Genomic DNA, 14,564 nt, shown 5'->3' with positions numbered 1-14,564 from the left:
CGCGCGGGGTCGAGACGAGCGATCCGGCCCGCGTTCGGGACCGACCCGGGCCGGATCGGGGCGATTCCGGATCGATTCCGGGGCCATTCCGAGTCGATCCGGGCGAAATCGTTTCCGATCGCCGACCGTTCTCACAAAGTTTATAAGAGAGCGTTCCCCCGACCCCTCGCGAACGGGCCGCAGGGAGCCCCTCGCGGTCGAATTCAGGAACTCTTATTAACTGTCGACGGGTACCACCGATCGCATGGCAGACCTTATTGTCAAAGCGGCCGTCAAGGAAGCCCTGGACGACAAGAACGTCGCTTCGGACTTCTACGACGCGCTGGACGACGAAGTGGACGAGCTGCTTGAAGACGCCGCGCGCCGCGCCGAGGCCAACGACCGGAAGACGGTCCAGCCGCGCGACCTCTAAGGCGGACGCGACCTCCGATCCGATTTTTTCGACCGCGCGCCGACCGGAGAGCGACGCGTCCGTCTCACACCTCACCGTCAGCGACGCGTTCGTTTCGCTGGTGTCCGGGGGACCGGGTCCGCGAGGTCAGCGCGTGAGCACCCGAACTCCGGAGTTCGTCCCGACGTGAACCTCGTCGGCGAGGTCGACGAAGAGCCCGTGTTCGACGACGCCCGGTGTCGTCGAGAGCGTCGTCGCGAGCCCTGAGGGCCCCCGAATCTCGCCGAACGCGCAGTCGAGCACGAGGTTCCCGTTGTCGGTGACGACCGGCCCGTCCTTCCGCTCGGCGCGGCGGAGGGTCGGCTCGCCGCCCGTCCCGCGGACCGCCTCGGCGACGACCGAGCGAGCGGCGGGCAGCACCTCGACGGGGACAGCCCTGTCGAGGACCGGCGCCTCTTTCGAGGGGTCGGCGACGACGAGGAAGCGGTCGGCCGCGGCGTCGACCGGCTTCTCCCGAGCGTGCGCGGCGCCGCCGCCCTTTATCAGGGCACCCGCGGTCGGCTCGTCTCCGCGGCCGACCGCGACCTGGTCCGCCCCGTCGATCGCCACGTCGACCCCGGGCGCGTCGGGCCCCACCGCCTCGTCGAGGTCGAGCAGGGGGATCCCCTCGGAGGCGGCGAGCTCGCGGCTCGCGAACGAGGTCGGGACGCCGCGCACGTCCAGCCCGGCGTCGACCCGCTCGCCCAGCCGCCGGATCGCGTGCGCCGCGGTCGAGCCCGTCCCGAGCCCGACGACGTCGCCGTCGTCGACCGCCGTCGCCGCCGACTCGCCGGCGCGTCGCTTCGCCGCGTCGCCGCCGCCGCTCGTCTTCATACCTCCGACTGTGCGGGAGCGGTTGAAAAGGCGTCGGGCTACTCCAGCCGGTCCAGCACCGCCTCGGCCTCGTAGGCCAAGGAGAGCTCGCGGGAGCGGCCGCGTCCCTCCACGTCGGCGTACTCGGCCTCGATCACGCCGAGCTGGTCGAGCTTGTTGATGATCTCGGAGTAGCGGGTGTAGCCGAGGTCCGTCTCCTCGTGGAACGCCTCGTACACCGTCCCCGCGCGCTCGCCGTCGTTCTCCGCGAGCACGCGGACGAGGGCGCGCTCGGACTCCGAGAGTCCGCGGAGCGACCGCGAGAGGTGGACGTGCTTGGACTTGTCGTACGCCGACTCCACGTCCTCCTCCGCGATCGTCTTCGAGGCGCGCATCTCAGCGTTCAGCCCGGCGCGGCGCAGGAGATCGATCCCCACGCGGAGGTCGCCGCTCTCGGCGGTGAGGTCGGCGACGCGCTCTAACTCGGCGTCGCCGATGACGCCGTCGTGGAACCCGCGCTTCGCGCGCTCGAAGAGGATGTCGTAGATCTCGGTCGCGTCGTAGACGGGGAAGTACACCTCCTCCGGGCGGAACACCGACTGCACGCGGGTGTCGAGGTCGTCGATCACGTCGAGCCCCAAATCGGAGGAGACGACGATGACGCCGATCTTCGCGCCCGAGTGCGCCTCGTGGGCGCGAAGCAGCGAGTAGAGGGTGTCCGAGGCCTCGTTCTCGTAGAAGAGGTAGTTCACGTCGTCTAAGGCGACGACGAGCACGTCGTCCTCCTCGACGAGCCGGTCGGTGATCTGGCCGAACAGCTTCTTGAAGGAGATCCCGGAGGAGGGCGGCTCGTAGTCGAATATCCCCTCGAACAGCCGCGAGAAGACGGCGTACCGCGTCGAGTCGACCTGGCAGTTGACGCGGACCGTCCGAACGTCGGTGCGGGCGCCGAGCTCGCCGAACAGCTTCTGGACCGCGGTGGTCTTCCCGGTCCCGGGCGGGCCGCGCACCATCGTGTTGAGCGGGCGGGAGCCGCGGACAGCTGGGCGGAGCGCGTACTTTAAGCTCTCCAGTTGGCTCTCGCGGTGGCGGAACGTCTCGGGGACGTGGTCGATCTCGAACACCGACTCGTCGCGGAACACCGACTCGTCCCACGAGAGCATGTCGCCGCCGGCGTCCCCGGTCATGTGCACACCACGAGAGGCCGTCCACTTAACCGTTGCCCGGAGGGAGAGTGAAACTGAAACTTGTCGGCTGCGACGCTCAGATGCCGAGTATCACCGACTGGTCGTTCACTCTCGGGACGGTAGATCACGCCGTGTTCTCGTCGCGCTCACGGCGGTCACTCCGCGAGACGGGCCGGACTCACGCCCGGTCGAGCACCAGCACGTGCCGGGTGAGCGACCGGTGGACCCGACGCTCGAAGGCGGCGTCGACCGTCCAGCCCGCCGCGCGCGCCGGCCCGCGCCAGTCGCGGTCGGCGACGACGACGGCGCGGGGCGCGACCCGAGCGGCCTCCGCGAGCGCTCCCGAGACGAGGTCGGCGAGTTCGTGGCGGGCGATCTTCGACTGGCGGCCGTACGGCGCGTCGAAGGCGACGCCGTCGACCGCGTCGTCGCGTAGGGGGAGGGCCGTGGCGTCGCCGCGGGCGACGTGCCAGTTCGGGCTCTCGGGACCGTCGCCTCGCGGGGTCTCGCCCGCGCCGCCCACGTACTCCCGGAGGTTTTCCCGCGTCCCGTGAACCATCTTCCGCTGGGCGTCGCAGGCGATCACGTCGCTCCCGACGAGCCCGGCTTCGAGGGGGAGCCCGCCGGTGCCGCACATCGGATCGAGGAGGGTCCGACCGGACGCGGCGCCGGCGAGGTTGGCGTACGCGCGGGCGTCGGCGGGCGCCATGCTCCCCGGCTGGAAGAACGGCCGGTCGGTCGGTTTCGGGGCGAAGTCGCGGGCCGCCTCGGCGGCGACCCAGCCGAGCGCGCAGACCGACGCGTCGCCGCCGTCGGCGCCGGGAACCGCGTCGTGGTCGTCGCGCTCGCCCGCGGCGAACAGGGCGCGCAGGACGTGGTCTGGGTCGTCGAGGTCGACATCGAACCCGCGATCGACGAGGACGCCGCCGAGCTCGTGCTCGGCGTCGGTCGTCGAGATGGCGGTCGTGTTCCGGACGTTGCGGGCCCGCACTGCGACCGTGCCCGAGCGATCGAGCGGGGCGGCGTCGAGCGCGGCGGCGGCGGCGCCGAGGTCGGCGTCCGTGCGGGCGATCCCCTCGTGGGCGGCGCGGGTGTAGGCGAGCCGGCGGACCGCGGCACGGTCGTCCTCGCGGCTCACGCCGCCGTCGCCCGCCGTACCGGAGCCGCCGAGACCGACGCTCCCGGCGCTCGCGACCCCGGGCGCGAGCAGCTCCACGCCGGTCGCCGCGGTCGCGGCCTCGCGGGCGGCGAACGCGTCCGTCTCCCCGGCGAGTTCGAGCCAGTACACGCCTCGGAGTCGAACGCGCGCTCGCAAGAGGATAGCGGTTCCGACCACGCACCTTTTTAAGTGTTTCAAGCGATCGTAACGGTAGTAATGGCCGATCCGAAGGAGACGATCACGATAGAGAACGTCGTTGCCTCCACGGGGATCGGGCAGGAGCTCGATCTCCAGAGCGTCGCGATGGACCTGGAGGGCGCCGACTACGACCCCGAGCAGTTCCCCGGGCTCGTCTACCGCACCACGGACCCGAAATCGGCCGCGCTTATCTTTCGGTCCGGGAAGATCGTGTGTACGGGCGCGAACTCCATCGACGCCGTCCACGAGAGTCTCGCGATCGTGTTCGACGAGCTCCGGGCCCTCCAGATCCCGATCGACGAGCCCGAGATCACGGTCCAGAACATCGTCACGTCCGCCGACCTCGGCGAGAGCCTCAATCTCAACGCGATCGCGATCGGGCTCGGGCTCGAACACATCGAGTACGAGCCGGAGCAGTTCCCCGGGCTCGTCTACCGGCTCGACGAGCCGGACGTCGTGGCGCTGTTGTTCGGCAGCGGGAAGCTCGTCGTCACGGGCGGGACGAGCCCCGACGACGCGGCCGCCGCCGTCGACGTGATCGTCGAGGAGCTGGACGGTCTCGGGCTGCTCGCCTGATCCGCGATCTCGCTCGACCCCGTCCCACGACCACCCGATCCCGCGACCACCCGATCCCGCGACCACTTTTACCCGTCGTCCCGTAGCTCGCGTATGCTCTTACAGACGGTGACGCCGATCACGGTGCTGGGGACGACGCTCCTGTTCGCGCTGTTCCTCTCCGTGACCGCCCACCTCGCCGCCCGGAACGTCCTCGGCGACATCGACCCGCGCCGCGCACTCTACGTCGGCCCGCTCCCGGCGGTCATCGGCGTTGTCGGGGGGGCGTTCGCCGTCCCCGCGGCGCTGCTCGTCCCCGCGGCGCTGCTCGTCGACGGCGCGATGTTCGCGTGGAGCTACGATCAGCCCCGGCGGATCGTGGTCGGGATGACCGTGATTCACGCCGTGATCACGACGCTGCTCGGGATCGTGTTGCTCGGGGTCTCGCTGCTGCTCGCGACGATGCCCGGGTAGAGATCAGGGTTCCGGCGGTGCCCCGTCGTACGCGTCGTGGTCGCCGTAGAAGTTCAGCATCGCGAACTTCAGTTTCTCGGGGTCGATATCGAGCAGCTCCGCCCGTTCCTCCGGCGGGAACGCGCCGCGGACCGAGTACTTCCCCATGTCGGCGGTCGTGTACCGACGGTCGGCGAGGATCCGGACCCCGAAGTCGTCCGGGCCGCGGACCACGCGCCCGATCGCCTGTCGAGTCTTGCGGATCGTCGGGATCTCGACCGCGTACGCCCACCCGGGGTCGCGGGCGCGATCGCGGTCGGCGAACGCCCGGTTGTACGCGTCCTGAACCGCCTCCATCCGGTCTGAGAGGTGCGGGTACGGGACGCCGACGACCACCACCGTCCGGGCGTCGTCGGCGTCGAAGCTCACGCCCTCGGCGAGCGTTCCCCACAGCGAGGTGAACAGCGTCGCGTCGTCGCTCTCGACGAACGTGCGACGCAGCTCCTCCTCGTCCTCGCCGGGAGCGTCGAGATAGAGGGATCCGAGGTCGGCGCCCACGAGTCCGCCGCCAGCGCCGGTGCCGCGGCTCGCCGCGCCGCCGCCCGCCGAGCCGCCGAGCCGCTCGTGGTAGCGCTCTGCCTCCGCGTACGAGGGGAAGAAGGCGAGCGTGTTCCCCGGAGTGAATCGGATCGCGTCGCGAAGCACCGACGACACCGTCTCCTGGGTCTCCGGGTCGTTTCGCTCGGAGGCGAACAGCGGCGGCGTGTCGACCGCGAACGTTCGGCGGTTCTCCTCGGGGTACCCCATCTCGTAGGCGAGCGCCGCCACGTCCGCCAAGCCGAGCACGTCCTTCGTGACGTCGAAGGGACGGAGGGTGGCGCTCATCAGCACCGAGGCGGCGACCTCGCCGAACAGCTCCTCGGTCACCCGGCGGGGGATACAGGTGTACAGCTCGGCGCGGCCGTACACCTCGTCGGCCGCGCCGTCGCGGCGAACGGAGACGACGGGGTACTGCCCGAGCTCGGTCCCCTCCTCCATCCACGTCGAGACGAACCGGGCGACCTGCAGCGTCTGACACTCGCTCCGCGTCGTGGTCTCGCCGTCGCGGTAGCGGCGCTCGTACTCCTCGTCGAGCGCCCCACCGAGCTGGACGGCCAGCTCCGTCTCCGTGTCGATCCCTTTCCCCTCGTAGTTGCGGAGGAACGCGAGCGTGAGGTCGTCTCGTCGGTCCTCGTTGGCGACGGAGAGGTCCTCCCAGTTCTCCCCGACCGACTCGCGCTCGCCGAACCCGAGCGCGTCGTCGTACGTCGCGACCAGGGCGTCGCGGAACGCGCGGACGACGTTCTCGGCCGCGTCCGCGCGGGAGTCATCGCTGTCGGTGAGCTCCTCCAAGGCGGCGTCGAGCGTGGACTCCGTGAGGGTTCGGGTGGCGTGGTCGCGGGCGGCGTCCTCGACGTTGTGGGCCTCGTCGAAGACGGTGATTATCTCGGAGGGGTCGCGGTCGATCCACCGGAAGAACTGCTCGCGGATGTTCGGATCCAGCAGGTGGTGGTAGTTGCACACGACCAGATCGACTCCTTCCATCCCCTCCTTGAGCAGCTCGTAGCCGCAGAGCTCGCGCTCGTCCGCGTACGCGTACACGTCCTCGGGGGTGCGGACGTCCTCGAAGAGCCACCCGAAGAACTCGTCGGTGTCCTCGACGAGGTTGTTCCGGTAGTGAGCGCAGACGTTCGCGGTCTCGTACTCGTCGATCTCGGCCTCCAGTTCGTCGAGCTCGTCCATGATCGCCTCGCGGGCCTCCGCCGCCCCAGCGTCGCCCTCGCGGCTCTCGGCGAGCAGCTCGCGCTGGCGCGCCTCCAGCTCGCGGACGTCGCTCTCGGTTTCGACCAGCTCGCGGGTGGTGTCTCGGAGGGTCTGACACTCCTGATAGTCGACGTCGATGTGGCACATCGACGACTTTCCTTTAAATACGACCGCGCGGATCGGCTCGGCGCGGGTGATCGCGCGGGCATCCTCGACGAACTGCCGCATCTGCTGGTGGACGTTGGTCGTGATCACGACCGTCCGGTCGTGCTCGCGGGCGTGCTCCAAGGCCGGGACGAGCGCGGAGAGGGTCTTTCCGGTCCCGGGCGCCCCCTCGAACAGCACGTCCTGTCCGCGGTCCAGCGCGTTGGCGATCCTGTCCATCGCCTCGCGCTGGTTCGGATACGGCTCTTCGTACGGGAAGAACCGCAGATGCGGCGGCTCTGACACGGGACGGAGTTCGTCGCCGTCGGCTAAAAGGAGTTGGGTGCCGCGGCGGAAGTGGTCCGGAGATGTGGCGAGTCGACGGTCTGTCCGAGCGAGGTCGACTCGACGGCTGATATGTGTTCGGGGACCGTGCACCGCGAACGCACGTAACCAGCATATATTACCGATTCTTGTGCGACTGCCGAAGCGTCATGGCGACCGAAACCGCGACCGCGACGAGCGAGGTATCGACCGAGACGGGCGACTGGAAGGCGGGCGTGATCGGCGGGCTCGCCGCCAGCGTCGTCTTCGGACTCATGATGGCGTACGTGATTCCCGCCCCGCTGTTGGAAGTCGTGATCCCGTCGATGTACGGGCTCGCACCGCCGGAAGCGCCGTTCGTCGGGTGGGTTATCCACCTGTCTCACGGCGCCGTCCTCGGCGTCGGCTTCGCCGCGCTCGTCGGGCTGAAGCCCTCGGTCGGTGAACGCGCCGGGGCGTCGCTCGGCGTCGGCGCGGCGTACGGGCTCGCGGTCTGGGTCGCGCTGGCCGTGATCGTGATGCCGGTGTGGCTCTCCGCCGCCGGCTCTCCGGCGAATCCGCCGCTTCCCAACGTCAGCGCGCTGAGCGCGATCGGTCACCTCGCGTACGGGATCGTGCTCGGCGGGGCGTACGCGGGCCTGGCAGACTGATCGGCGTTGCAGGCGTCCCGACGGGCGCGACGCACCCTCATTTATACCGACGCGCCGCCTCCGCACGTAGTAACGAATGTTCGACGAGATCCTCGAGAAGTTCGAGGGGTCACCGAGCCAGCAGGCCGTCATCCGGCTGTTCTTAGAGCGCGGCTTCTCCGTCAACGAGGAGGGCCGCGTCGTCTCCGGCGGGATCGAGATCCCGTACACCGGGATCGCGCGCGAGTTCGACGTCGACCGGCGGGTGGTCGACTCGACGACGGACGCGATCTTAGACGACCCCGATCTGAAGCGCATCTTCACCAACATCTCGTCGGTGCCGAGCCTGATGGACCTGGCGCCGGTCCTCGATCTCACCGTCCTCACCATCGAGGTCGCCGCCGCCGACGAGGCCGGGATCGTCGCCGAGGTGACCGGAATATTGGCCGACCACGGCGTCTCGATCCGGCAGGTGCTGAGCGAGGACCCCGAGTTCACCGACGACCCGAAGCTGTACGTGATCACCGACGCGGAGCTGCCCGGGGAGCTGCTCGTCGAGATCCGCGAGCTCGGGTACGTCCGGCGCGTGGGGTTCTGACCGAGCGGCGGGCGTGACGGCGGCGCGGCGGAATGAGTTTCTCCGGACCGACCAGTTTCGCCCGCACGGAGAGAGGGCGTTCCCGCACGGAGCCTCACATACGGAGCCGACGCAGTACCGAGCGCGTCGCCCGCGTGTATTTTACTTTCACTAGGGTGTAAACCAGTCTTTATACGGAATGGCGAACAAGGGTCGTGTACATGCCTGAAGACGAACTCGAAGACCTCCCCGGAGTCGGCCCAGCGACCGCGGACAAGCTCGTCGAGAACGGGTTCGAGAGCTACCAATCGATCGCCGTCGCCAGCCCCGGCGAGATGTCGAACACCGCGGACATCGGCGAGTCGTCCGCCAGCGACATTATCAACGCCGCCCGGGAGGCGGCCGACGTCGGCGGCTTCGAGACGGGCGCGACCGTGCTCGAACGCCGCCAAGAGATCGGCAAGCTCTCGTGGCAGATCGACGAGGTCGACGACCTGCTCGGCGGCGGTATCGAGACGCAGTCGATCACCGAGGTGTACGGCGAGTTCGGGTCCGGGAAGTCGCAGGTGACCCACCAGATGGCCGTCAACGTCCAGCTTCCGCCGGAGCACGGGGGCCTCGACGGCGGGTGTATCTTCATCGACTCCGAGGACACGTTCCGCCCGGAGCGGATCGACGACATGGTGCGCGGACTCGACGACGAGATCCTCGCCGACGAGATGGAGCGGCGCGAGATCGAGGGTACCCCGAGCGACGAGGAGGCGATGGAGGAGCTCATCGCGGCGTTCCTCGACCAGATCCACGTCGCCAAGGCGTTCAACTCCAACCACCAGATCCTGCTCGCGGAGAAGGCCAAGGAGCTCGCCGGCGAACACGAGGAGAGCGAGTGGCCTGTCCGGATCGTCTGCGTGGACTCCCTGACCGCCCACTTCCGCGCCGAGTACGTCGGCCGCGGCGAGCTCGCCGATCGGCAGCAGAAGCTCAACAAGCACCTCCACGACCTGATGCGACTCGGTGATCTGTTCAACACCGCTATCCTCGTCACCAACCAAGTCGCGTCGAACCCCGACTCCTACTTCGGCGACCCGACGCAGGCGATCGGCGGGAACATCCTCGGACACGCCTCCACGTTCCGGATGTACCTCCGCAAGTCGAAGGGCGACAAGCGGATCGTCCGGCTCGTCGACGCGCCGAACCTCGCCGACGGCGAGGCCGTGATGCGCGTGCAGGGCGCGGGACTGAAGCCGGAGTAGCCGGAACTGACCGCTCGACCGGTACCGTCGGTCGCCGATCCGAACGCGAACGAACGGCACGGCGCCCGGATGGAAACTGAACCACAGATCCGGTTGACGAACGTAAACTTCCTCGTGGAACGCCCGAAACGGCAGATATCGGTCGTTTGACGCCATACTGCAGGTATTACCGGAAAACCGATCGGCAAAAATCGCCAGCAGCCACCGCGCCCGGGACCGCGAGCCCCGAAAACGGTCGATACGGGGGTTTCTGACAACAAAGCTATAAAACGTCCGTCCGGTTCGATCGCAAAGATTGCGGAAAGTTCGCCGAGAATACATCCTTAAACACCATGTATTCGTCCTTATATCTGACATACTCTGTATTATCAAAGATTTTTGTTGTGAAACTCAACTCGAACGTTTATATATTCTTGTTCCCCGGTGTCGAAACGTGATTCAGCACATGAACACGAACGAAGCGCGCTGTTTGAAGGACGTACGTTCAGTTGAGGTGGGAGATTCGTGACGACCGGCGTACTCGCGAGCATCGATCCGAGCGTCCTCGCAGAGGGCGTGAACCTGATGTGGGTCGCGATGGTCTGTTTCCTGATATTCTTCATGCACGCCGGCTTCGCGATGCTCGAGGCGGGGCAGGTGCGCGCGAAGAACGTCGCGAACCAGCTCACGAAGAACCTCCTCACGTGGGGAGTCGGCGTCCTCGTCTACTTCCTGGTCGGCTTCGGGATCGAAGGCGTCGCGGGCGGCGGCGGATTTTCCCCGGCGTCGGCACTCAGCGACGGCGGATGGATCAACAGCTGGCTGTTCGGCGCCGTCTTCGCGATGACGGCGGCGACGATCGTCTCCGGCGCGGTCGCGGGCCGCGCGAAGCTCCGTGCGTACGTGGCGTACACGGTCGCCATCTCCGCGGTCATCTACCCGGTCGTCGCGGGCATCACCTGGGGCGGCGGTCCCCTCGCCGCCGTCGGCTTCGTCGACTTCGCGGGCGGGATGATCGTCCACGGCGTCGGCGGTATCGCCGGGCTCACCGCGGCGTACATGCTCGGTCCGCGCATGGACCGCTACAGCGAGGACGGATCCACGAACGTCATCCCCGGTCACTCGATGACGTTCGCGGTGCTCGGCACCCTCATCCTGGCGTTCGGCTGGTACGGCTTCAACGTCGGCACGACCGCGACCGTGTTCTCGGTCACCGAGTCCGGCGAGCTCGCGCTCGGCGGTTACGCCGCGGTCGGTCGCGTCGCGCTGACGACGACGCTCGGCATGGGCGCCGGCGCCGTCGGCGCGGCGCTCGGCTCGATGTACCTCACGAAGAAGGTCGACACCCTCTACGTCGCCAACGGCGTGCTCGCCGGCCTCGTCGCGGTCACCGGGATCGCGAATCTGGCCACCTGGTGGGGCGCCATCCTGGTCGCGCTCGTCTGCGGCCTCCAGCTCCCGCTGGTGTTCGAGTTCGTCTCGGACACGATGAAGATCGACGACGTGTGCGCGGTGTTCCCGGTCCACGGCTCCGCGGGCGTCATCGGCGTCGTCGCGCTGCCGTTCGTCAGCATCAACGGCTTCTCCGTCGACCTGCTCGTCTCCCAAGTCATCGGCGTCGTCGCCATCACCGCGTGGACGGTCGTCGCGACCGCCGTGGTCTTCGGCGCGTTCAAGGCCGTCGGGCAGGCCCGCGTCACCCCCGACCACGAGCGCGACGGGCTGGACGTCAGCGAACACGGCGTCGAGACGTACCCCGAGTTCGGTCGCGCGAACGTCGCGACCGACGGCGGTCCCTCCGTCGTCGACACCACGGACGACTCTCCGCGCGCCGACGGCGGCGAGGAGGCCGGCTCGGAGATCAAGATGGTCACGGCGGTCGTCCGCCCCGACAAGCTCGGGGCGATCAAGCAGGCGCTCGCGGAGATCAACGCGCCGTCGCTCACCGTGACGAACGTCTCCGGCCGCGGTAGCCAGCCCGCGAAGAAGGGCCAGTGGCGCGGCGAGGAGTTCACGGTCGACCTCCACCAGAAGGTGAAAGTCGAGGTCGTCGTCGCCGACATCCCGGCCGACGAGGTCGCCGGGGCGATAAGCGACGCGGCGAAGACCGGCGAGCCCGGCGACGGCAAGGTGTTCATCATGCCGGTCGAGGACGCGCTACAAGTCCGCACCGGAACGACCGGTCCGGAGGCGGTGTAAGTCGCCACCGGCGCCGACGCTTGAGGGAAGGCGAACCGATCGGTCGATCTCGACATGCGTTTTCTCGCTGACACCGCGGTACCGAGCCGCGGCACCGACCGGCCCGAACCCGGGGGATCCGACCCCGTCGCGGCCCCGGTCGACAACTACTTTCATCCCTCCGGTCCAACCGCCGGCCATGAACCACGAGCGCTCCCGCGGGCTGTACGACCGCGCGCTGTCAGTCATGCCGGGCGGGGTCAACTCCTCCGTCCGAGCGACGATGCCGCACCCCTTCTTCGTCGAGCGGGGGGACGGCGGCCACGTGATCGACGCCGACGGCAGTCGATACGTCGACTGGGTGATGGGATACGGACCGCTGCTGTACGGCCACGACCTGCCAGACCCGGTCGAGGCGGCGGTCCAGTCGCACGTCGCGGAGGGCCCGATGTACGGCGCGCCCACCGAGATCGAGGTCGAACACGCCGAGTTCGTGGCGCGACACGTCCCGAGCGTCGAGTCGATCCGGTTCGTCAACTCCGGGACGGAGGCGACGGTGTCGGCGGTGCGGCTCGCGCGCGGGCACACCGACCGCGACAAGATCGTCGTCATGCAGGGGGGGTACCACGGCGCACAAGAGTCGACGCTCGTCGAGGGGTCGCCGGGTGACGCGCACCCGTCGACGGCCGGGATCCCCGAGGCGTTCGCCGAGCATACTCTCCCGATTCCGTTCAACGATCCGGAGGCCGCGGCGGAGGTGTTCGCGGAGCACGGCGACGAGATCGCCGCCGTCCTCGTCGAACCGATCCTCGCCAACACGGGGATCGTCGCTCCGATCGACGGCTACCACGAGACGCTCCGTGACCTGTGTGACGACCACGGCGCCCTGCTGATCTTCGACGAGGTGATCACCGGGTTCCGCGTGGGCGGACTCGGCTGCGCGCAGTCGAAGTTCGGCGTCACCCCGGACGTGACGACGTTCGGCAAGATCATCGGTGGCGGGTTCCCGGTCGGCGCCGTCGGCGGGCGAGCCGACGTGATCGAGGGGTTCACGCCCGCGGGCGACGTGTTCCAGTCCGGCACCTTCTCCGGACACCCGGTGACGATGGCCGCCGGAAAGGCCGGGCTGGAGTACGCCGCCGAGAACGACGTGTACGAGCACGTCAATCGGCTCGGGCGGACGCTCCGCGAGGGGATAGCCGAGATATGCGCCGAGCGAGCGCCCGAGTACACCGTCGTCGGTACGGACTCGATGTTCAAGACGGTCTTTACCCGAGACGCCCCCGACGATCCGGACGCCTGCTGTGCGGGCGGGTGCCGGCAAGATCCCGACTGCGCCCGGTACGACAGCTGTCCGAAAACGGGCGCCGACGTCGCCAGCGTCGCGACCGACCGCTGGGAGCGCGTGTTCTGGCAGGAGATGAAAGAGCGAGGCGTGTTCCTCACCGCGAACCAGTTCGAGTGTCAGTTCACCTCCTACGCGCACACGGAGGAGGACGTGGAGCGGACCTTGGAGGCGTACCGGGAAGCGATCTGATAGCGAGCAGGAACGGGTGAGACAGTTCCTCGGCAGTGAGCCAGTGTGTAACGGTGAGCGCGCAGGACTCCTCGCGGCCGGGCTTCGTCGGTGTTCACCGCCGAGCTGCGGTCACCGGTTTATAATCGATCAGCCGGAGCCTCGGATGCGGGTCCCGCTAAACGGCATTCGATCGCGTACAGATACACAGCCGAAGTTCTCCGGTCGTCCTACTCGCCGTCGGCGCTCGCGAAGAACTCCACGTCGCCGGCGATGACCGCGCTCGCGACCACGCCGCCGCCCACCAACAGCGCGACGACGAGCGTCGTCAGCGTCGCCGTGAGCGCGCTCCCGCCGACCGCGACGCCGACGAACGCGCCGACTGACCCGCCGACGCCGCCGGCGATGACCGCGAGCGTCTGTGCTTCGCCCATGGCTGGCGGTTTCTCAACACGGAATATAAGCGTTCGCGTCGGGGTCTCACGGGTGATAACGGACTGCGCGGTTGCGGTTCGTTCGCGCGCTCAGCGCGGGTACCGCCGGCCGAGATCGAGGGCCGCACCGTCGGTCGCGTCGCTCTCGGCGGCGTCCGCTGTGCCACCGTCCGCCGCGTCGTCTCTCTCCGCGCCAGCCGGGCTCACGCTCCCGGTCCGGTAACCCGCCATGTCGAGGGTGACGTGGTCAAATCCGAGGTCGGTGAGGTGTTCGTGGACGGCGTCGGCGAACGCCGGATCGAGCGCGCGCTCCAGCTCGTCCGGAGCGATCTCGACCCGCGCGAGCCCGTCGTGGTCGCGGACGCGGAACCCCTCGAACCCCCACTCACGGAGCACCCGCTCGGCCTTCTCCACGCGGGTCAGCCGCTCCTCCGTCACTTCGAGTCCGGTCGGGATCCGCGAGGACAGACACGCCATCGACGGCTTGTCGGCGACCGACAGGTCGTACGCCGCCGCGATCTCGCGGACCTCCGCTTTCGAGATCCCGGCGTCCAGAAGCGGCGAGAACACGTCGAGCTCCTCGACCGCGCGCAGGCCGGGGCGGTGCCCCTCGCCGGGGTCGTCGGCGTTGGTCCCGTCACACACCGTGTCGATACCTAGGTCTTTGGCCGTCTCGTACATCCGCCCGAGCCGCATCGTCCGGCAGTGGTAACACCGGTCGCCGTCGTTGGCGACGAAGTTCGGATCGTCGAGCTCGGAGAAGGTGACCGTCTCGTGGCGGATCCCGATCTCGTCGGCGACCCGCGTCGCGTCGTCGAGCTCGGCGGCCGGCAGCGTCTCGCTCCGCGCCGTGCACGCGACCGCGTCGTCGCCGAGGGCGTCCCGCGCGAGCGCGGCGACGACCGCGGGGGCGGGGCGGCCCGGGGAGGCGG

At 68.8% G+C, this 14,564-nt stretch carries 14 protein-coding genes; 8 read left to right on the top strand and 6 right to left on the bottom strand.

From position 1 onward, the window contains the following. Positions 1-244: 244 nt before the first annotated feature. On the top strand, positions 245-412 hold the full coding sequence (locus OQF71_RS10320) for a DUF1931 family protein (protein WP_004047560.1): 168 nt from the start codon (positions 245-247) through the stop codon (positions 410-412). Between the two features lie 126 nt (positions 413-538). Here the strand turns inward: OQF71_RS10320 and rpiA are convergent, their stop codons facing one another. From rpiA to OQF71_RS10305, 3 genes are all read right to left on the bottom strand, one after another. Continuing rightward, complete coding sequence (gene rpiA / locus OQF71_RS10315) at positions 539-1,264, bottom strand: ribose-5-phosphate isomerase RpiA (RefSeq protein ID WP_280587518.1); 726 nt, start codon at positions 1,262-1,264, stop codon at positions 539-541. Positions 1,265-1,302: 38 nt separating this feature from the next. Further along, positions 1,303-2,430, bottom strand: coding sequence for an ORC1-type DNA replication protein (locus OQF71_RS10310; protein WP_008847302.1), 1,128 nt, complete (start codon positions 2,428-2,430; stop codon positions 1,303-1,305). A gap of 178 nt (positions 2,431-2,608) precedes the next feature. After that, positions 2,609-3,718: a THUMP domain-containing protein gene (locus OQF71_RS10305; RefSeq protein WP_280587515.1), complete on the bottom strand. Its 1,110-nt coding sequence runs from the start codon at positions 3,716-3,718 to the stop codon at positions 2,609-2,611. 87 nt (positions 3,719-3,805) lie between these two features. Between OQF71_RS10305 and OQF71_RS10300 the strand changes: the two genes are divergently transcribed. Then, a complete protein-coding gene (locus tag OQF71_RS10300) occupies positions 3,806-4,363 on the top strand; it encodes a TATA-box-binding protein (RefSeq protein ID WP_280587514.1) in 558 nt (185 codons plus the stop codon). 93 nt (positions 4,364-4,456) lie between these two features. Continuing rightward, positions 4,457-4,816 carry a hypothetical protein gene (locus OQF71_RS10295; RefSeq protein ID WP_280587513.1) on the top strand — a complete coding sequence of 120 codons (360 nt, stop codon included), beginning with the start codon at positions 4,457-4,459 and terminating at the stop codon, positions 4,814-4,816. Positions 4,817-4,819: 3 nt separating this feature from the next. Here OQF71_RS10295 and OQF71_RS10290 read toward each other — a convergent pair whose 3' ends face one another. After that, entirely contained in the window at positions 4,820-7,048 is a 2,229-nt protein-coding gene (locus OQF71_RS10290) for an ATP-dependent DNA helicase (protein WP_280587512.1), read from the bottom strand. Between the two features lie 188 nt (positions 7,049-7,236). Here OQF71_RS10290 and OQF71_RS10285 point away from each other — a divergent pair, with 188 nt between their 5' ends. The 5 genes from OQF71_RS10285 (at position 7,237) to OQF71_RS10265 (ending at position 13,219) form a co-directional block, all read left to right on the top strand. Next, complete coding sequence (locus OQF71_RS10285; RefSeq protein ID WP_280587511.1) at positions 7,237-7,716, top strand: histidine kinase; 480 nt, start codon at positions 7,237-7,239, stop codon at positions 7,714-7,716. A 76-nt stretch (positions 7,717-7,792) separates the two neighbouring features. Further along, on the top strand, positions 7,793-8,293 hold the full coding sequence (locus OQF71_RS10280) for an ACT domain-containing protein (RefSeq protein ID WP_280587510.1): 501 nt from the start codon (positions 7,793-7,795) through the stop codon (positions 8,291-8,293). 200 nt (positions 8,294-8,493) lie between these two features. After that, positions 8,494-9,525, top strand: coding sequence for a DNA repair and recombination protein RadA (radA, locus tag OQF71_RS10275; RefSeq protein WP_280587509.1), 1,032 nt, complete (start codon positions 8,494-8,496; stop codon positions 9,523-9,525). Positions 9,526-10,029: 504 nt separating this feature from the next. Then, positions 10,030-11,703, top strand: coding sequence for an ammonium transporter (locus tag OQF71_RS10270; protein WP_280587507.1), 1,674 nt, complete (start codon positions 10,030-10,032; stop codon positions 11,701-11,703). 178 nt (positions 11,704-11,881) lie between these two features. Then, positions 11,882-13,219 carry a glutamate-1-semialdehyde 2,1-aminomutase gene (locus tag OQF71_RS10265; RefSeq protein ID WP_280587506.1) on the top strand — a complete coding sequence of 446 codons (1,338 nt, stop codon included), beginning with the start codon at positions 11,882-11,884 and terminating at the stop codon, positions 13,217-13,219. A gap of 209 nt (positions 13,220-13,428) precedes the next feature. On the opposite strand, the gene OQF71_RS10260 is transcribed toward OQF71_RS10265, so the two are convergent. Continuing rightward, a complete protein-coding gene (locus OQF71_RS10260) occupies positions 13,429-13,632 on the bottom strand; it encodes a hypothetical protein (protein WP_280587505.1) in 204 nt (67 codons plus the stop codon). A gap of 90 nt (positions 13,633-13,722) precedes the next feature. Further along, positions 13,723-14,564 (bottom strand): ATP-dependent sacrificial sulfur transferase LarE (gene larE / locus OQF71_RS10255; protein WP_280587503.1); only part of this gene is annotated, 842 nt, incomplete at its 5' end.

Source organism: Halorubrum sp. Boch-26, from assembly GCF_029889805.1.
Taxonomy (GTDB): domain Archaea; phylum Halobacteriota; class Halobacteria; order Halobacteriales; family Haloferacaceae; genus Halorubrum.
The sequence above is the reverse complement of the archived record's forward strand: the minus strand, read 5'-3'. Positions and strand labels throughout refer to the sequence as shown.

What these genes read in the sequence shown, in the direction of transcription:
- rpiA (WP_280587518.1), bottom strand. Translation starts at nt 1,264, where the DNA reads ATGAAGACGAGCGGCGGCGGCGACGCGGCGAAGCGACGCGCCGGCGAG.
- OQF71_RS10280 (WP_280587510.1), top strand. Translation starts at nt 7,793, where the DNA reads ATGTTCGACGAGATCCTCGAGAAGTTCGAGGGGTCACCGAGCCAGCAG.
- radA (WP_280587509.1), top strand. Translation starts at nt 8,494, where the DNA reads ATGCCTGAAGACGAACTCGAAGACCTCCCCGGAGTCGGCCCAGCGACC.
- OQF71_RS10300 (WP_280587514.1), top strand. Translation starts at nt 3,806, where the DNA reads ATGGCCGATCCGAAGGAGACGATCACGATAGAGAACGTCGTTGCCTCC.
- OQF71_RS10310 (WP_008847302.1), bottom strand. Translation starts at nt 2,430, where the DNA reads ATGACCGGGGACGCCGGCGGCGACATGCTCTCGTGGGACGAGTCGGTG.
- OQF71_RS10320 (WP_004047560.1), top strand. Translation starts at nt 245, where the DNA reads ATGGCAGACCTTATTGTCAAAGCGGCCGTCAAGGAAGCCCTGGACGAC.
- OQF71_RS10285 (WP_280587511.1), top strand. Translation starts at nt 7,237, where the DNA reads ATGGCGACCGAAACCGCGACCGCGACGAGCGAGGTATCGACCGAGACG.
- OQF71_RS10260 (WP_280587505.1), bottom strand. Translation starts at nt 13,632, where the DNA reads ATGGGCGAAGCACAGACGCTCGCGGTCATCGCCGGCGGCGTCGGCGGG.
- OQF71_RS10265 (WP_280587506.1), top strand. Translation starts at nt 11,882, where the DNA reads ATGAACCACGAGCGCTCCCGCGGGCTGTACGACCGCGCGCTGTCAGTC.
- OQF71_RS10295 (WP_280587513.1), top strand. Translation starts at nt 4,457, where the DNA reads ATGCTCTTACAGACGGTGACGCCGATCACGGTGCTGGGGACGACGCTC.